The organism is Paenibacillus sp. FSL K6-1566, from assembly GCF_038050475.1.
Lineage (GTDB): Bacteria > Bacillota > Bacilli > Paenibacillales > Paenibacillaceae > Paenibacillus_AQ > Paenibacillus_AQ lactis.
The window spans coordinates 3,220,099-3,238,185 of the sequence record NZ_JBBOSR010000001.1; the positions used below are offsets into that span (position 1 = coordinate 3,220,099).

Consider the following 18,087-nt stretch of genomic DNA (forward strand, 5'->3'; position numbering starts at 1 on the left):
GGAGAATATCATGAACAAATGGGATTCGGAACAATTTCAATCCCCGGCTAACCGTTACCGTCCGAAATTGAGATGGTGGCTTCCGGGCGCGTTTATGGATAATGAGGAGATCAAGCGGGAGATCGAGTGGATGGCCGGGAGCGGGTATGGCGGCGCGGAGCTCATCCATTTTTTTTCGATCCCGCCTGCGGACATGGACCCTTCGGAATTTAACCGATACGGGTTCGGCGGCGAAGAATGGAACAATCGGATGAAGTCGGCACTCGAAGCCGCCATTCCGCTGAGCTTCCAACTGGACTTCACGGTCGGACCTCTATGGCCGATTGCAACGCCAGCCGTAATGGACAAGAACGACGAACGCTGCGCACAGGGTCTTCATGTCGGAACTGCGCTGTTCGAAGGGACATACCACGGAGAGATCCCCGTGCCCGATACGATCGATCTCGAACGTCCGCGCAAGCTCGTGGCTGTGACAGCGGCGCGCAAGTTTGGCGGCAGAACAGGCAAGGTCATGACGTTGGAGCTGGAGACAGCTGCCGTCCTAAGCTCCGCTGTTGAAGGCGACCACATCGAGTGGCTATCTCCCGGCGACGGCGAATGGTGCCTGTTCGGCTTTTGGAGCCAGACGAACCTGCAGATGAACGATTCGATCGGCGCCCCTGTCGTCGATCATTATTCGAGATCCGCCGCCAAAGCAGTGACGGATTTCTGGGATGATCGGCTGTTCGCGGATCCAGATATTCGCGCCTTGTACGAGAAGAACGCCGGCAGCCTGTTCTGCGATTCCATCGAGCTGAACGCCACGATGCTGGGCGGGATGTACGGCGCGACGCCGATGCCTGTCGCGATCTGGTCGCCGTCGGTTCTGGAGGAATTCCGCACCCGCCGCGGCTACGACCTGACGCCTTACCTGCCATCGCTGTTTGTCAAAGGCCTGTATCAATTGGGCGCGGGCAACCGCACGGACGGAGATTCGGAGTATGACTTCGAAGATCGCGCAGTGAACAGGCGCATTCGCAACGATTTCTTCGCGACGTTAACTGACATGTTCCGCGAAAACCATCTCAGAACGTTAAGGCAATGGGCAAACGGCCACAACATGAAGCTTCGGTATCAAACTTATGGCATGCCGACGGAGCTTACTTCCGGGCTGTCCGAAGTGGATATACCGGAGACAGAATCGCTTGGTTTCAAGGATTCGACGGATGGCTATAGGCTGCAATCCGGCGCTGTCCACCTGTACGACCGGCCGATATATTCGTTCGAGGTCGGAGCGGTCATGGGTTACGGCTACAAGCAGACGTGGACCGGTCAGGACTTTGGACTGCTGTGGCAACTGCACCGGGGTTATGCTGCCGGCATTAATCAAGCTGTATTGCACGGTATGTCCTACGAGACGTCATCGGCCTCCGGGCATTTCGCGGCGCTGTTCAAGTGGCCGGGACTTTCGCTTATGGGCTCCATGTTCTCGAACGAATGGGGGCCTCGGCAACCGAACGCTCGGCACACCCGGATTGTCGCGGACTATATCGCCCGAACTCAATACGTCCTGCAGCTCGGCAAACCGAAGGTCGACCTGGCGATTTATCGTTACCATATTGACGGGATCCATCACGGCATGGGGACGGAATTGACCCCGTACGAACAGGCCGGCTATACGTACGACTTTGTGAGCCCTTGCTTACTGGAAGAAACAAACGTGTATGTGAAGTCATCCAACGGTCTTCCGGCACTGGCCGCGGATGGGCCGACTTATCGGGCAATTGTGGTCGATTTGCGCGAGGAGATGGACGAAGGCGGCGGACAGATTCCTTCAGACCTTCCCGTCGAGACGGCCGAGCGGCTGATCGCCTTCGCGGAGGCGGGCTTGCCTGTCGTAATCGTCGGCGAAGCTCCCCGGCATGTCGTCTCCCTGCACGGTGACCGCGAAAAACTGTCTTTGCAGGACGCTCTGCTTCGCGAACGGATCGTCCGTTTGCAGAGCATCCCGAAGGTGCGGCACGTTCAGAACCGGGAGGAAGCCGTCAAGGCGCTTCAGCATCTCGAAGTGTCCCCTGCCTGTGAGGTGTGCAGCGGAATCCCGCTGCTGTCTGCTCGCAGATACGAGGAAGACGTCAACTACTACTACCTTTACAATCCGAGCTCGGAGCAAGCGTTCGATGGCGAGCTCCGATTGGCAGGGAATGGAGAGGTATATGCAATGAACGCCTGGGACGGCACCGTACGCCAGCTGTCAGCGAAAGGTGAGGAGGGTTGCGTTAGATCAAAGCTGCGGCTGGCGCCCAACGGGACAGCACTCCTCGCGGTTACCCGAACATGGGAGGGAGCGTTTGCGAAAGCGGAGTATGAGGCGGCTACAGGAGATATACGAATCATGCCGGAGCGTTGGTCACTCTCCGTTGACAGTTGGACGGCCGGCGAACATCCCACAAAGACACAACACGAGCTGATCGAGCTGGAGTTGACCGAGCTTCAGTCGTGGACGGAGATCCCCGAACTTAAAAACGTATCCGGCATCGGAACTTATCGGACTTCTTTCCGTCTTGAGTCGATTCCAATTAAGCAGAATGCCGTTGTTCTGGACTTGGGCAGGGTGAGCGATACGTTTAAAGTTTATATCAACGGACGGGAATTGCCTGCCGCCGATCAGATCGGCCGGCGCATTCCCATTGGCAACTTCGTCTGCCAGGGTGAAGAAAATAGGCTCGAAATCGAAGTGGCGACAACGCTGAACAATGCGCTGTGCGCTGATGACGGAAACCGACAACCACTGGAATGCGGCTTGATGGGCCCTGTCGTTATTCTGCTGCAAGAGGGGTTGTAATGAAACCAATAGAACTCCTTTGCAACTACGTAATGGAAGTGTTATCCGCATGCACGCGTGCAGATATATAGAAGGGGGATTCTAAGACTATGATTCATAATCCGATTATAAGAGGTTTTAATCCAGATCCGTCGATCGCGCGCGTAGGAGAGGATTACTACATTGCGACATCGACGTTCGAATGGTTCCCCGGTGTGCAAATCCATCATTCGCGTGATTTGAAGCATTGGCGTGTCGTTTCTCATGCCTTGACCCGGCCGTCGCAGCTGAATATGGCGGGGAATCCGGATTCCTGCGGCGTATGGGCCCCCTGTTTAACTTACGACAACGGGCTGTTTTACTTGTTATACACGGATGTCAAAAGCCGCTTGGGGGCCTTTAAGGATACCCATAATTATTTGGTGACGGCGGAGAACATCGAAGGACCTTGGTCCGACCCGGTCTTTATGAACAGCAGCGGTTTCGACCCTTCGCTCTATCATGACGATGATGGCCGTAAATGGTTACTCAACATGCTGTGGGACCATCGCACGGGCCGCAACAATTTTGCGGGAATCGTGCTTCAAGAATATTGTGCGGAGCGGCGGCAACTGATCGGAGAGAGGAAAGTGATCTTTACCGGGACGGATCTGACATGCACGGAGGGGCCGCACCTATATAAACGCGGGGGATATTATTATCTGATAACCGCGGAAGGTGGTACCTGGCTCAACCACGCGGTGACGATGGCGCGTTCAAAGACGATTGACGGGCCGTATGAGGTCGATCCGGCAAACCCGATCCTGACGTCCGCCGGGAATCATGAATCCCTATTGAAAAAAGCGGGGCACGGGTGTCTTGTGGAAACGCAATACGGTGAATGGGCGATGGTCCATCTGGCAGCCAGACCAGTTAACGGTATCAGCTGTATCCTGGGAAGAGAGACGGCTATCCAGCGAGTAGAATGGACGGAAGACGGTTGGCTTAGGCTTGCGGGAGGTGGCAATGCACCTCATGAAGAAGTCTGCGAATTCAATCTTTTGGAGCACCCGTTTCCGGCAGAATCGGAGATGGATCATTTCGATGACGGCGACCTTGATATCCGTTGGAACACTCTCCGGCTACCGCATGATCCATCCTGGCTGTCGCTTACGGAGCGACCGGGCTTTTTGCGTATGCGGGGGAGAGAATCGTTAAGTTCAACGTTTCGGCAGAGTATGATTGCCAGGCGACAGCAAACGCTGCATATCGAAGTGGAGACTGAAGTAGAATTTACCCCCGAGCATTTTCAACAAATGGCGGGTCTAATTTTGTACTACGATACGAGCGATTATGTTTACCTGCGGATCAGTCGGGATGAGCGACTGGGCAAGTGTTTAGGACTCGTTCGTTCTTATCAAGGGAACTATGAAGAATTCCCTGAGTCTGAGGTGTCCATCGAGGGCTCGCGTCTGTGCAAATTAAAAGCAATCCTCGAAGCAGAGCATGTCCGGTTTCACTATGCCATCGACGGCGGGGAATGGCAGCCTATCGGCACGGCCATGAACATCCTGCATTTAGCTGATGAAACGACGGAAAAGAACGGTTTTATTCGGTTTACCGGCAACTTTGTTGGTTTGTGTGTCCAGGATCTGAGTGGAATGCAGAAGCATGCGGATTTCGATTATTTCCGATACACGGAGCTCGAGAGTCGGCGCAGCCAATCGAAAGAGAATAGAGCGAGTGAAGTCCCGCAGGGATTTACGGAAAATACCAGTCTGGGAGACCTGCTGTCGAATGTGGAGGCGACCAACATACTGGAGAAGCACTTGCCCGGAATTTCAGCCAACCCGATGATTGGAATGGCCAAGGGATACACGTTGAAACAGCTGTCGATGATTCCGCAAGCGAATATCTCAAACGAGATACTGAATGACATAGTTACCGATTTGCAAAGCCTTTTAACGTAATCATTAAGGTGTAAAAAGAGGTCGGCTGAATGGCCGGCCTTATCTAAGTTAAGATAGCTCCCGCGGCTTTTCGGCTGCATTACTAAAGTGTGGGAGCCATTTGATATTGGCGCGATTCCACATAGATTCTTTTCGAATGTCTTGCTATTTTTAGAATTGAAAGTCCGTCCTAGCAGTCTTAAGAAAGGAGAGCCAGCAAACATGAAGAATCTGAAAGTAAAGGAATGCAACTCGTGGATGAAGACGAAAATCAAGTTTCCAAGCGTTCCTGCCAGATCTTTGAGTAGGATACAGAAAGACAAACCGATAAATGGAGGAATAATAAATGGCTTTTAACGAAAACACGACTCTAGGTGACCTCTTGGCTCATGAAGAAGCCGTTACTGTATTGGAAAAGCATCTCCCTGGCATTTCGACGAACCCGATGGCCAGCATGGGGAAGGGATTGTCGCTCAAGCAACTGGCTGCCATACCTCAAGCCAATATACCGCAGGAGTTGATTAACGCGGTCGTTGCCGACCTGGCCGAAATTGGAGAGCAAGTAGCCCAGTCGACTTCCGGGGAGGGCCCTTCATCATCTGTGGTCGGCTCCACCGTTAGCCGGGAAGCGACAGTGCCAGAAGGTGCCGTCGCTATCGTAACGGGAGCAGGCGGCGGCATCGGACGAGCAGCCTCGCTCAAGCTTTCCCAAGCCGGCTTCAAGGTCGTCGCTGTCGACTTTAATTCAGCGACGGGCGAAGAGACGCTTAGGCTCTTACGCGGTCTAGGCGGAGAGGGTATCTTCGTACAAGCAGATGTTTCGAAGAATGAAGATGTTGAACGATACGTAAAGACGACAATCGATACGTACGGAAGGATTGATGCCTTCTTTAACAACGCAGGGGTACTTCAGAAATTCTCGCTGCTGGAAAACATCGAGCTGTCGGAGTTCGAGCGTATCATTGGCGTCAACGTTCGTGGCGTTTTTCTTGGTTTAAAGCATGTGTTGCAGGTCATGAACAAGCAAGGTTTCGGTTCAGTGATCAATACGGCTTCGACTGCTGGGATTCGCGCCGAGCATAGCATGTCGGCCTACACGGCGAGTAAGCACGCCGTCATCGGCCTGACGAAGGCGGCAGCGATCGAGTACGTTCGAAAAGGCGTTCGCGTTAATGCGATCTGCCCCGGCGGCGTCGATACGGCGCTGACGCAAGCCGTTCCCGCGATGATGCAGGAAAGTGGGTATATGCCGGAGGAGTTCCCGAACATGCGGATCGGGCGCTTTGCCGAACCGGCGGAGCTTGCGGAGATTGTCGTGTTCCTCGCTACCGGCAAGTCCAGCTACATGACCGGCTCAATCGTCACGGTAGACGGCGGGTTGACGCTGTAAACGTGGATCGGATACGGGTGAGAAGCAAAATGCAGGATCAGCGAAGGAATAAGAAGCAAGAAGCAGGATCCTCGTGAGAGCCTGCTCTTGCTTTTCTTTATTGGAGATGGTCCTCAATCTGCCTTGGCGTTATGATTTACCGATCATGGTAGAAAGGGCTTTACCTTGGAGCAACTGTCTGAAATTCCCTCTGTCAACATATCGGTGAATCCATTCATAGAAAGGTGAGATACGATGTTGAAAGCAACCGATCTACGTACGGAATATTTAAACAATCCAGTTGGGATCGATATTTTTGCACCAAGACTATATTGGAAATATGTGGGGGACAGTAAGAGGCAGACCGCATTTCAAATACAAGCCGCAATAGATAACAATACGATCTGGGATAGCGGTCGAGTAGAATCCTCCATGGGCGTTCATGTCCCATACTTAGGTCCTGCGCTGCAAAGCAGACAGCGCGTCGAATGGAAAGTACGCCTTTGGGATGAACAAGAATTCGTTGGTCCCTGGAGCGAGACAGCTTATTTTGAACTGGGACTTAACCAACAGGACTGGAAAGCATCATGGATCAGCGGAAATTATATTCCCGAAAAGGGTGTGCGTTATCCCGCCGATTTCTTTTCAACAAACTTATCCATTCATAAATCTGTAAAACGGGCGAGACTGTATATTACTGCCTGCGGACTATATGTTGCTTATATAGACAATACACGAGTAGGAAATCAGAAATTAACGCCTGGAACCACTCAATACGATAAACGCTTACAATATCAAACCTATGATGTGACTATGGCACTTGGCCAGGGGAAACACTAGTTGATTGTTGCAATCGGGGATGGCTGGTTCCGCGGCAATGTTGGTGCGCGAAACAATTCCAATTTATTCGGGGACTTCACAGCCCTTTTGGCGCAGTTGGAAATTGAATTTGAAGATGGCAGCCAACAGATTCTCTGTACCGATGAAAACTGGCTGTGGACAAACCAAGGCCCGATTCGTGAAAACGATTTGAAAAACGGAGAGCGGTTCGACGCGCGGTTAAAGCTGGAAGATGCAATCTGGGGTGCTCCTCGAACGGTACAGTATGCAACAAACCTAGTATGCTCTAATAACGTCCCGGTGTGTGAAAAAGAGGTGTTTTTCCCGACGATTCTTACTACACCCAAGGGTGAAACTGTGCTGGACTTTGGTCAGAACATAGCCGGTTGTATCGCGTTTAGGGTGACTTCGGAAAGTGATCATACCATTCGTCTACGTATGACAGAGGCTCTGGATTCAAAGGGAAATTTTACCCAGGATAACTTCCAGCTTCCACCAGTGGGCAAATATCCTGTGTTACAGCAGATTGAATATATCTGTACAGACGGGTATCAGGAATATGTTACGGAATTTTCTGTGATGGGATTTCGTTATGCCTTAGTGGAGAACTGGCCAGGTGAACTCCGTTCTCAAGATGTTGAAGGACGGGCTGTCTATTCTGACATGGAGCCAACGGGGGGATTTTCCTGTTCCAATCCGCTGATTAACAAGCTCGTGGACAACACACTTTGGAGCATGAAAAGCAATTTCCTTGATGTTCCTACCGACTGTCCTCAACGAGAAAGGGCGGCGTGGACAGGAGATGCGCAGGTGTTCTTTGTGGCTGGTAGTTACCTGATGAATACTGCACCATTTATACGAAAGTGGATGCGGGATTTGCAGGATGCGCAAACGCAGAATGGCTTGATCCCGAATATCGTACCTACGATTGGTAGCGACCCAATTGTTGATATGATGCAGGGCTCAGTAGGTTGGGCGGATGCCGCCGTGTTGATTCCATACCGTTACTGGAAGCTTTATGGAGATACCGCTATTCTGGATGATAACCGTGAGATGATGCAAAAATACGCGGCATTTATGGAAAAGCGCGCCAAAAAAAGAAATCCGTTGCGCTTGCTCATTCACAACCCCTACCGCCGTTATACCTACGAGGTAGGCAAGCACTGGGGGGAGTGGGCTGAACCTGCCGAGGAAAAGTTTGAGAGCGTAATGTCCCTAGGCTTTCCGCGTCCGGAGGAGGCAACCGCCTATTATGCTTATGTAATGCGATTGATGCATGAGATTTCCCAAAAAAATAACTGGCCTCTGGAAAACCAGTATAAGACAAATGCCATAGGTGGAAAAAAAGCGTACAACCACCTTTTTGTCAAGAAGAATGATATCGATTCTATCCGACCGTCAAAACTGGTTCGTCCTCTGGCGCTCGGGCTTTTAGATGAAGAAGCCCGAAAAAGAGTTGCCAAACGTTTGGATAAATTGATGAAGAGCCGGGATTATCGTGTGGGAACCGGCTTCTTGTCAACGCCGTTCTTGTTGCCAGTATTGGATGACAACGGATACTTGGATACAGCCTATGCCACCTTGGAGCAAGAAGAAGCACCGGGGTGGCTGTATCAGGTTAAAAACGGCGCTACTACCATATGGGAGCACTGGACAGGGTTTATTGAGGGCAAGCAATATGCTTCCTTGAACCATTATACGGGCGGTTCTGTTTGTGAATGGCTATTTAGTTCGGTCGCTGGTATCAGAACAACAGGGATATCTTACCATTTTGTTATCAAGCCAATGCCTGGGCGCAGTTTGACACAGGCGATGGCTAGCTACGATAGCATATATGGCATGGTACGCAGCGGTTGGTATAGGAAAAATGAACAGGTTGAATTCATCATAGAGATACCACCTAACTGTACAGCCGATATTCATTTGCCGGATGGGAAAAGTGAAACCGTTGGCGCTGGTCAATATTTCTTTAAGCGGTAGTGAAACTATTGGAATAGAAGTTGTGCTAAGACGATGTGACTATTGAGTTGAAGTATAATCCTTCCATTACTTGGACGTATTTATTGCCAGATCACAATGAATCCGTGAACTTGTAAACGGCCACATGTTCTTTAAGCAAGCAAAAGTATTTTGACACGAAATTTGAAGTTGAATATCGGTTTAGCTTGGCGGCATAGGCATGTATTATCTATGCCGCTTTGACATTATGTTACTCAAAGTTGCGATCCGCTGAGATCGGCAAGGAAGGCTGAGGATTCTTCCGATATTGCTTTGGAGTGACGCCAGTCAGCTTTTTGAAAGTACTGGTGAAGTAACTTTGATCGTTGAATTGTAACAGACCCGAGATTGCGGTGACGGAAAGATCCGTTTGCACCAGCAGCTTTTGCGCTTCCCTGATCTTTTCCCGTTGAATGTATTGGTTTAAGGGGAACCCGGTTTCTTTCTTGAACAAGTGCGACAAGTAGACCGGATGCAGCCGCACGAGCTGAGCGAGCGTATGAACGGTGATACGTTCGAATAAATGATCGAAAATGTAATTTTTACAAACGGCCACAGCCCGAGATTGGGCGTCTTGTTTATTGGCATGAACGCGACCGGTTAAATCGTGCAAGTATTTGTTCGACAAATAATAAATTCGATTTGTTTCGCTGGTATCCTCGATTTGCTGAATGAACGCATCGCTCATAGTATAAGCGATTTCCGGGTAGAGCCCACCTTCCACCGCTGCGCGGGTGGCGAGCGCAACCGAGACGATGGCTTGATTTTTAATATTCCGGATCTGACTTTTCTTCGATAACAGCCCCCAGCCTTCGGGCTTGATGTGGTTTAAAAGCTCGGTCAGCTTACTCAGCTCCCCATCGCGAACGCAATGCCAGATTTGCTGCTCAAGCCGATGATTCATGTGAAAGTCGGCTTCCAGCCTGCGAGACTGCAAGTCCTTTTCCACAGCAATTTCCAGATTCACGGAGAGATTCGGTTCGGCAAACGCAAGCTTGTCGATCTTCTGTTGAAATAATAAATAAACGGCAAGTTGCCCAATATGAAGCCATTCGTCCAGACTGATTCGGGCCAATTGACCATAGTAAGACTGTATCTTTTCTTGGATATATAAAGGAATCTGATGATCCAGAAGTATCCCTTCTATGACTTCCTTCGAAACGTTTGTCGCCAATGTAGGGCCGATAATCAAAGTTCCCGTCCTTTTCTGTTTACCAACGTGAAGCAACAGATAGTGTTCCATGAAATTGCTCACCTTGAGCAAGGGGCGCTCAAGAGCGTCTTCTTCTCCCAACAAGCTAGCAATGAATGCCTGGGTTGAAGGGTACACCGGATTGATGCTTCCATGAAATCGGTGGTCGATAATAATGCCCTGCAACGCGTCCACATACTGAACGGGAATTTTGTAAGCGTCATAAAGAAGCTTGGCTGCGTAGTTGATATCCGTAGGTAGTACCATGAAAATCACCCGTTTTCGAAGGATGAACTCAGTTTAACAAAACGGTTATTGAAAAATCAATATAAAGCTTGAAATCGTTATATTTCTATGTAAAACCATCTTGTATACTCAAGTGGAAAGCGCTTTCCAATGGATGAGTTCAACGTAAATTTCAAGATACTCATGGGGGGCAACATATGGAAAGAGAATTAAGCAACAAGGCACTGATGGGCGACGCGATGGGGCAATTTTCGCTGAATATAGCAACTGGTTTGCTCGGCCTCATTACGTATTACTACACCGATATCGTTGGAGTTTCTGCTGGGCTGGTTGGAACAATTATGCTGTTGACCAAAGTGATCGATGCCTTTGCGGATATCGGGATGGGCGTTGTGGTTGACCGGACCCGTTCCAGGCACGGGCAAGCGCGGCCATGGCTGCTGTGGATGTCCATTCCGTTGTTCGTACTGATCATTCTTATGTTTTCCGTACCTGACGTAAGCCCGGGAGCTAAAGTTGTTTACGCGGTGGTAACGAATCTGATTTTTTTCGTATGTATTTATACACCGATAGCGATTCCGTACAATAGCTTGATGGCGCTTACGACAAAAAGCCCTGCGGATCGATCGCTGATGGGTATATTTCGTGCTGCATTCGGCTATTTGGCGGGGATGGTCGTGGCCATCGGATTTATTCCGATCGTTAACGCGATGGGAGGCGGGCCGTTGCAGTGGACGCTGCTCGCTGCGATATTCGCCGTCATCGCCGCATCCGGGACCTATATCGCTTTCCGTTCGACGAAAGAGCGATACAGCACCGGGGAATTGAAGAAATCCGGCGAAGTCAAGAAAACCTTGCCTTTCCATAAGGGACTGATGCTGCTGTTGACGAACAAATATTGGTTAATCATCTTTGCCATCAGTATCCTGTCAAATATTTTATTCGCGTTGTCCAACACGGCTGGATTGTATTTTGCCAAATACATTTGGGGCAACGAGAACCTTGTCGGTATCATGGGAGCAATCGGGTTCATTCCCGTTGTTGTCGTCTTTCTGCTTTCCGGACCGTTGATCAAACGATTCGGCAGACGTAACACAGCGGTTATCGGACTTGCGATCGGCGTGCTTGGCATCGCCGTCCGTCTAGTCGATCTAACAAACATCCCGTTAGGACTGGTCGGCTCCGTGCTGCAAACGTTTGGTATGATACCGCTCATGGTTGTACTTGCCCCGCTCGGAACCGATACGATCGAGTATGGCGAGTGGAAGCACGGACAGCGGATTGTCGGATTGACCAACAGCTTGAACGCCTTCGGCGGCAAAATAGGGACGGCGTTCGGAACAGCGATCATCGGCTGGATGCTTGCCTGGGGACATTACCAGGAAGGAATGGCAGTTCAGACGGCATCGGCGAAGCAGATGATCATCACGTTTAATATCTACATTCCTTTAGTCATTTATATCTGTATTGCCATACTGCTCCTATTTTACTCTCTGGAGAAGCAGTATACGCGCATCTTGGACGATCTGGAACGCAGGAGAGAAATGATCGGGTAACACGATGTGGTACCGTAGTATAAGGGGGTATCCTCATGAATGAGAATTCGCCATATTTGATCATTGTTTACATCAATGAAGGAGAAGGTAGACATGACTTGGGTTTCATGAACGTGCGCGTAACTCCAGGAGAGTTGTATATTGTTCCGGTGGATGAAATGAAGCTTGATCATGCGATGATTCCTTTGAAGATGAACCAGTACGTGTACCGTACGGAAAGCTTCGGGATGGCTGCACCGTTTCTTCCAATGAAGTGGAAGGTGCTTCCCGGGCATCGAGGGGAATTGCGCCAGTTGCTTGAAATCATGTCCCCGTATCAGGAAACATCGCGGGATATTCCCGGGGGGGATTTGATTCCGATATGGACGCGCTTCATGGATTTTTTTCTTTCCAATCCGGTCAAAGCAAAGCTGCAACCATTCGAGGATGTCAGTTGTCCGATCCATCAAGCACTTTATCATATGGGACACCGGTTTATGAACCCCATTTCCGTGGGCGAAATTAGCAGGCTTGCAGCCATGAGCACACGTCATTTTCAACGGAAATTTAAATCAATGACGGGAAGGACATTCAAACAGCTTCTGCAGGAAATCCGTATCCGCCATAGCTGCGGTTTACTTAAATTTACCCGGCTAAGCGTACAAACGGTCGCGGAATATGTCGGTATCTACGATATGTATCATTTCTACCAATTGTTCCGCGACTATTGCGGAATGACGCCTGGAGTATTCCGCCAGCATGGTCAGAACAGGAATGCTACATAGTTTGGCGCGTTCTCATATAGTTTTGTGCCGACGGTCTTGTTAGTGTAGGAAGTGAAGGGTCAACTCTAACAAAAGATCCATCAAGAAAGGAGAAAAACATGTACATTACTCGTATGAAAACAAATCGGATCACCAACCCTCTTGGGTTCTCGCTTGAAAAACCAAGGTTTTCTTATGTCGTCGCGGGTACCGAAGGGAAGAAGCAAGCTGCAGCACGTATCGAAGTTGCGTTAGATATAGCGTTTTCGACCATCGTCTTTGATAGCGGAAGAAGCAAAGACATTGACAATCTCAATTTTGAATTGCCGATCGAACTGGAGCCCCGAACCCGCTACTATTGGCGCGTAACAGTATGGGCGGACAATGGCGATTTTGCCATCAGCGAAACAGCCTGGTTTGAGACGGCTAAGCTGAACGAACCTTGGACGGCAAAATGGATCGTTCCGGAATTAGACAAAGACGTTCATCCCGTGCTTAGCCGACAGTTTGAAATTAATGGTAAAGTAATTTCGGCGCGCGCTTATGTGTGCGGATTAGGCTTATATGAAATGGAGATGAATGGCGTCAAAGCCGGTGACGAATATTTTGCGCCTCACTTCAACGCGTATCACAAGTGGCTTCAGTATCAGACGTATGACGTCACGGAGTTGCTTAAGCAAGGGGAGAATCGAATTTCGGTCAGTCTCGGCAACGGACTCTATAAAGGAAGATTCGGTTTTGAGGGATATACGGATAAGATTTACGGTGATGAATTTGCCCTTTTATGTGAAATCGTAGTGACCTATGAGGATGGAACGACCTTTGTCATCAAGTCGGATATAGATTGGACGGCAGCCGAAAACAAAATCATGAGCGGCAATCTGTACGATGGGGAAGTGTTCGACGCGACCTTCCAGTCGTCCGACATCTTCCCGGTTCGCGAAGGCGATCTCGGATATGACCGGCTTACGGCGCGGCTGAGCTTGCCAGTCGTCGTCAAAGAGGAGCTCAAGCCGGCCCAAGTGATTCGGACCCCGGCGGGTGAGACGGTGTTGGACATGGGGCAGAACATGGTCGGCTGGCTCCGCTTCCGCACGACTGCGCCGAAAGGGACGGTCATCCGGCTTCAGCACGGCGAAGTGCTGCAGGACGGCAATTTCTATAATGAAAATTTGCGAACGGCGAAGGCCGAATATGTCTATATAGCCGATGGCACCGAAGCAGTCGTTAGGCCATACTTCACCTTCTTCGGTTTTCGGTACGTTAAGGTGGAAGGCTGGTCTGGCGAACTGAATCCGGATGACTTCACGGGCTGCGTTCTCTACTCTGATTTAGAGGAGACGGGTAGCTTTGAAACGAGTGATCCGCTCGTAAATCGGTTGTTCCTGAATGCCCTCTGGGGACAAAAGGGCAACTTTCTGGACGTTCCTACGGATTGTCCGCAGCGCGACGAACGCATGGGATGGACAGGAGACGCGCAGGTATTTTCGGGGACGGCCTGCTTCAATATGGACTCATACGCTTTCTTCCGTAAGTATGGCTATGATATGGCGCGCGAGCAGGAGGAACGCGGCGGGATGGTCCCGATGGTCGTTCCTGCAGCGAACGTGCAGGGCGGCGGCTCCAGCGCTTGGGCTGACGCGGCGACGATCATTCCGTGGAACGTCTACCTTCATTACGGGGACAAGGCGATTCTGGAACACCAGTTCGAGAGCATGAAAGCGTGGGTCGATTACATCATCCGGGCCGACGAGGAATCCGGCGGACGGAGGCTGTGGACGACCGGCTTCCACTTCGGTGATTGGCTGGCGCTCGATGGCAGCAATCCCGATTCCCCTATGGGCGGTACCGACACGGACTTTATCGCTTCCGCTTACTACCGGCATTCCTCGCTCCTCTTGGCGAAAGCGGCCAAAGTGCTCGGCAAGGATGAATTAGCCGATTATTATGGGCGCATATCAGAGGAAGTGAAGGCCGCAATTGAGGACGAGTTTTTCTCCAAAAATGGACGCCTGGCCCTCGATACGCAAACCGCGTACGCTGTCGCGTTGTACATGGACCTCGTTCCGGACGCCTTCAAAGCGAGAGTAACGGAGGCGCTACGCAAACGGCTGAAGATCGACCGCAACCATCTGCGCACCGGCTTCGTTGGCACCCCGTATTTAAACAGCGTCCTGTCGGATAACGGCAGCAACGATCTGGCTTACACGCTGCTACTGAATGACGACTATCCGAGCTGGCTCTACGCCGTGAAGCTGGGGGCTACGACAATCTGGGAGCGCTGGAATTCGATCTTGCCGGACGGAACGATCAGCGGCACGGGCATGAACTCGCTCAATCACTATGCTTACGGGGCCATCGCCGAGTGGATGTATCGGACGGTGGCGGGGATCAATCCGACTGAAGAGGCGCCGGGTTTCCGCCGGGCCGTGCTGGCTCCGAACCCGGATTATCGGTTGAAATGGGTCAAAAGCAGCGTTAACACTGCCGCAGGTTTATACCATAGCGAATGGTCGTTTGACGAGGACGGCAATCTAACGTTCCGATTTGAAATTCCGTTCAACGCTACGGCTCACGTTCGTTTGCCTCGAGCGAATGCGACGGCAGTCACGATTAACGGCGCTGTGCTTGAGGCAAGCGGAGCCGTATGGGCGCAGCATGGCGAGGAGACCCATCTGGAGCTGAATAGCGGCAGCTACGTCATCCACTATACGCCGACGAAAAGCTACATCAAGAAGCTAAGCACGCATACGCCGCTAGTCGAGTTGTTGTATCACGGAAAGGCAAAAGAACTAATCGCAAGCCTGCTTCCGCACGGTATGGAACTCAACCCGGATACGCTTCAAGCTTCGATCGGCGAGGCTTCGTTAAGGGATCTGTCGGCTTATTATCCGATGGAAGCAACGATGCTCGACGATTTGGATGAGAAGCTGACCGCATTATCCATCGTTTAGAAGGGTGAGAATGATCAGGAGAGGAGAAGCTTAAGTGAGAAATATTAACGAACTGATTGCTGCGATGACATTGGAGGAAAAAGCGGGTCTGTGCTCGGGGGACAGCTTTTGGGCGACGAAAGCGATCGAAAGGCTGGGAATTCCGTCCATTACGATGACCGACGGACCGCACGGTTTGCGTAAACAGGCCGGGGAGTCAGACCATCTGGGATTGAACCAAAGCGTGCCGGCGACCTGCTTTCCGTCGGCCGTCGGACTAGCGAGTTCCTGGAACCGCGAGCTCGTCCAAAAAGTCGGCAAAGCTATAGGAAAGGAAGCCCAGGCGGAGGGCGTCTCGATTGTGCTCGGACCCGGCGCGAACATCAAGCGTTCGCCTCTTTGCGGCCGGAATTTCGAATACTTCTCTGAAGATCCGTATCTGACTGGCGAGCTTGCGGCCGCTCATATTTCCGGAGTCCAAAGCGAAGGCGTGGGAACGTCCCTGAAGCACTTTGCCGTCAATAACCAGGAACATCGTCGGATGACGACAGATGCCGTGGTGGACGAACGTACTCTTCGCGAGATCTATCTGACCGGCTTCGAGATGGCCGTCAAAAAGTCGCAGCCATGGACCGTCATGTCGGCATACAATCGGCTGAACGGGACGTATTGCTCCGAGAACGAAACGTTGCTTAACCGCATTTTGAAGGAAGAATGGGGACATGAGGGGTTCGTCGTGTCGGATTGGGGCGCTGTGAATGAAGCGGCGGCCAGTGTGGCCGCCGGTATGGAGCTGGAAATGCCGTCCAGCCACGGCGAAGGACAACGCAAGATCGCCATGGCGGTGGAAAACGGACAATTGACCATGGCGGCGCTAGACCGGGCAGTGGAGCGGCTTCTATCGGTGATTTTCAAAGCCGTTGACAACCGGCAAGCCGATGCTGCCTACGATCCGGAAGAGCATCATCGCCTCGCCCGGGTAGCAGCTCGAGAGACGATGGTGCTGCTTAAGAATGAGAACGGGCTGCTGCCCCTGCCGAAACAGGGCAAGTTCGCCATCATTGGAGCCATGGCCGAGCAAGTCCGTTACCAAGGGGGAGGTAGCTCGCATATCAACCCAACGAAGCTGGATAACATTCGGAAGGAGATAGAGAAGACGGCCGACGGCGCTGAAATCCGGTATTCGCCAGGCTATCCGCTGGAAAGCGATGATCCGGACGAAGCGCTCCTGGAAGAAGCGAAGAAGCTGGCAGCTGATTCCGAAGCAGCAATTTTATTCGTCGGATTACCGGATCGGTACGAGTCGGAAGGTTATGACCGCAATCATTTGAACTTGCCGGAGAACCAGATCCAGTTGATCGAGCAGATCGCCTCCGTGCAACCGAACGTTGCGGTAATTTTGAGCAACGGTGGGCCGGTTGTCATGCCTTGGCTCGATCGCGTATCAGCCGTACTGGAAGGTTACTTAGGGGGGCAGGCTGGCGGCGGTGCGATCGCGGATCTGCTGTTCGGAAACGCTAACCCGAGTGGTAAGCTTGCCGAGACGTTTCCGAAGCATTTGAAACATAATCCTTCCCATCCGTTTTTTCCTGGCGAAGGCGACCGGGTCGAATACCGTGAAGGCATCTTCGTTGGTTACCGATACTACGATGCGAAGGAGATCGAGCCTTTGTTCCCGTTTGGATTCGGATTAAGCTACACGACGTTTGCTTATTCCGATCTCGTGATTGACCGAAGCAGCATCACTGATCAGGAGACGGCCGAAGTAAGCGTGAAAGTCCGCAATACGGGGGAAAGGTTTGGTCAAGAAATCGTTCAGCTATATATCCGGGATGTGGAATCCGCGGTAATTCGTCCGGAGAAGGAGCTGAAGGGATTCGCTAAAGTCGCGTTGGAACCAGGAGAAGAGAAAACCGTCACCTTCGAGCTGGATAAGCGAAGCTTTGCATATTACAACACGGAGCTCATGGACTGGCATGTCGAAACGGGAGAATTCCAGGTGCTGATCGGCAGTTCCTCCCGCGATATTCGGCTGCAAGCATCGATAACAGTTCAATCCACAACCGAAATCGTGCCGAAATTCCATCGTAACACGACGCTGGGAGAAATCATGAGCCATCCAGTGGCGATGCCGGTTTTGGCTCAAATGCAAAGTATGGCACCGTCTTCTGCTCAGTCGTCTGACGCTGTTTCTTCCGACATGATGATGGCTATGATGCGCTATATGCCGCTGCGGGCACTGCTTCCGTTTACCGGAGGTGCTTTAACGGAAGAGGGGCTTGCGGGGCTGCTAGACCAATTAAACAACGCCGTACAGGAGGAATCTTGAGTTAATAATTTGTTTGAGATTACTACGTCTCAGTACGTCTTGCTCTTTTATAAAGGTAAGGAATAGGTGACAACTGCTATTAAGGAGTGTTCGGATGCGACACTCCTTTTTGACGTCTCGATTCCCTTTGCCCTGTTGTACAGTCAATAC

The 18,087-nt window shown here is 51.2% G+C and carries 8 protein-coding genes and 2 pseudogenes; 9 read left to right on the top strand and 1 reads right to left on the bottom strand.

Annotation, left to right across the window (positions count from 1 at the left end):
* The first annotated feature begins 10 nt into the window (after positions 1-10).
* The 5 genes and pseudogenes from NST08_RS14180 (at position 11) to NST08_RS29915 (ending at position 8,920) form a co-directional block, all read left to right on the top strand.
* Entirely contained in the window at positions 11-2,824 is a 2,814-nt protein-coding gene (locus NST08_RS14180; protein WP_341341885.1) for a glycosyl hydrolase, read from the top strand.
* A gap of 89 nt (positions 2,825-2,913) precedes the next feature.
* A pseudogene (locus tag NST08_RS14185) lies at positions 2,914-4,491 on the top strand (glycoside hydrolase family 43 protein); the annotation flags it as partial.
* Positions 4,492-5,365: 874 nt separating this feature from the next.
* A complete protein-coding gene (locus tag NST08_RS14190) occupies positions 5,366-6,121 on the top strand; it encodes an SDR family NAD(P)-dependent oxidoreductase (protein WP_341342629.1) in 756 nt (251 codons plus the stop codon).
* Positions 6,122-6,355: 234 nt separating this feature from the next.
* A pseudogene (locus tag NST08_RS29910) lies at positions 6,356-8,665 on the top strand (family 78 glycoside hydrolase catalytic domain); the annotation flags it as partial.
* A 51-nt stretch (positions 8,666-8,716) separates the two neighbouring features.
* Positions 8,717-8,920 carry an alpha-L-rhamnosidase C-terminal domain-containing protein gene (locus NST08_RS29915; protein WP_445933646.1) on the top strand — a complete coding sequence of 68 codons (204 nt, stop codon included), beginning with the start codon at positions 8,717-8,719 and terminating at the stop codon, positions 8,918-8,920.
* A 229-nt stretch (positions 8,921-9,149) separates the two neighbouring features.
* Here the strand turns inward: NST08_RS29915 and NST08_RS14205 are convergent, their stop codons facing one another.
* On the bottom strand, positions 9,150-10,397 hold the full coding sequence (locus NST08_RS14205; protein ID WP_341341886.1) for a helix-turn-helix domain-containing protein: 1,248 nt from the start codon (positions 10,395-10,397) through the stop codon (positions 9,150-9,152).
* Positions 10,398-10,573: 176 nt separating this feature from the next.
* Here NST08_RS14205 and NST08_RS14210 point away from each other — a divergent pair, with 176 nt between their 5' ends.
* The 4 genes from NST08_RS14210 to NST08_RS14225 all read left to right on the top strand — a co-directional run bounded on the left by NST08_RS14210 (position 10,574) and on the right by NST08_RS14225 (position 17,937).
* On the top strand, positions 10,574-11,932 hold the full coding sequence (locus NST08_RS14210) for an MFS transporter (protein WP_341341887.1): 1,359 nt from the start codon (positions 10,574-10,576) through the stop codon (positions 11,930-11,932).
* Positions 11,933-11,967: 35 nt separating this feature from the next.
* Complete coding sequence (locus tag NST08_RS14215; RefSeq protein WP_341341888.1) at positions 11,968-12,696, top strand: AraC family transcriptional regulator; 729 nt, start codon at positions 11,968-11,970, stop codon at positions 12,694-12,696.
* Between the two features lie 98 nt (positions 12,697-12,794).
* Complete coding sequence (locus NST08_RS14220) at positions 12,795-15,629, top strand: alpha-L-rhamnosidase (protein WP_341341889.1); 2,835 nt, start codon at positions 12,795-12,797, stop codon at positions 15,627-15,629.
* Between the two features lie 64 nt (positions 15,630-15,693).
* Positions 15,694-17,937 (top strand): beta-glucosidase, encoded by a 2,244-nt coding sequence (locus NST08_RS14225; protein WP_341342631.1) that lies wholly within the window; start codon positions 15,694-15,696, stop codon positions 17,935-17,937.
* The last annotated feature ends 150 nt before the right edge of the window (positions 17,938-18,087 follow it).

Bases quoted from the DNA above. Each gene is read 5' to 3' on its own strand.
- NST08_RS14180 (WP_341341885.1), top strand. From the start codon at position 11: ATGAACAAATGGGATTCGGAACAATTTCAATCCCCGGCTAACCGTTAC.
- NST08_RS14205 (WP_341341886.1), bottom strand. From the start codon at position 10,397: ATGGTACTACCTACGGATATCAACTACGCAGCCAAGCTTCTTTATGAC.
- NST08_RS14210 (WP_341341887.1), top strand. From the start codon at position 10,574: ATGGAAAGAGAATTAAGCAACAAGGCACTGATGGGCGACGCGATGGGG.
- NST08_RS14215 (WP_341341888.1), top strand. From the start codon at position 11,968: ATGAATGAGAATTCGCCATATTTGATCATTGTTTACATCAATGAAGGA.
- NST08_RS14220 (WP_341341889.1), top strand. From the start codon at position 12,795: ATGTACATTACTCGTATGAAAACAAATCGGATCACCAACCCTCTTGGG.
- NST08_RS14225 (WP_341342631.1), top strand. From the start codon at position 15,694: ATGACATTGGAGGAAAAAGCGGGTCTGTGCTCGGGGGACAGCTTTTGG.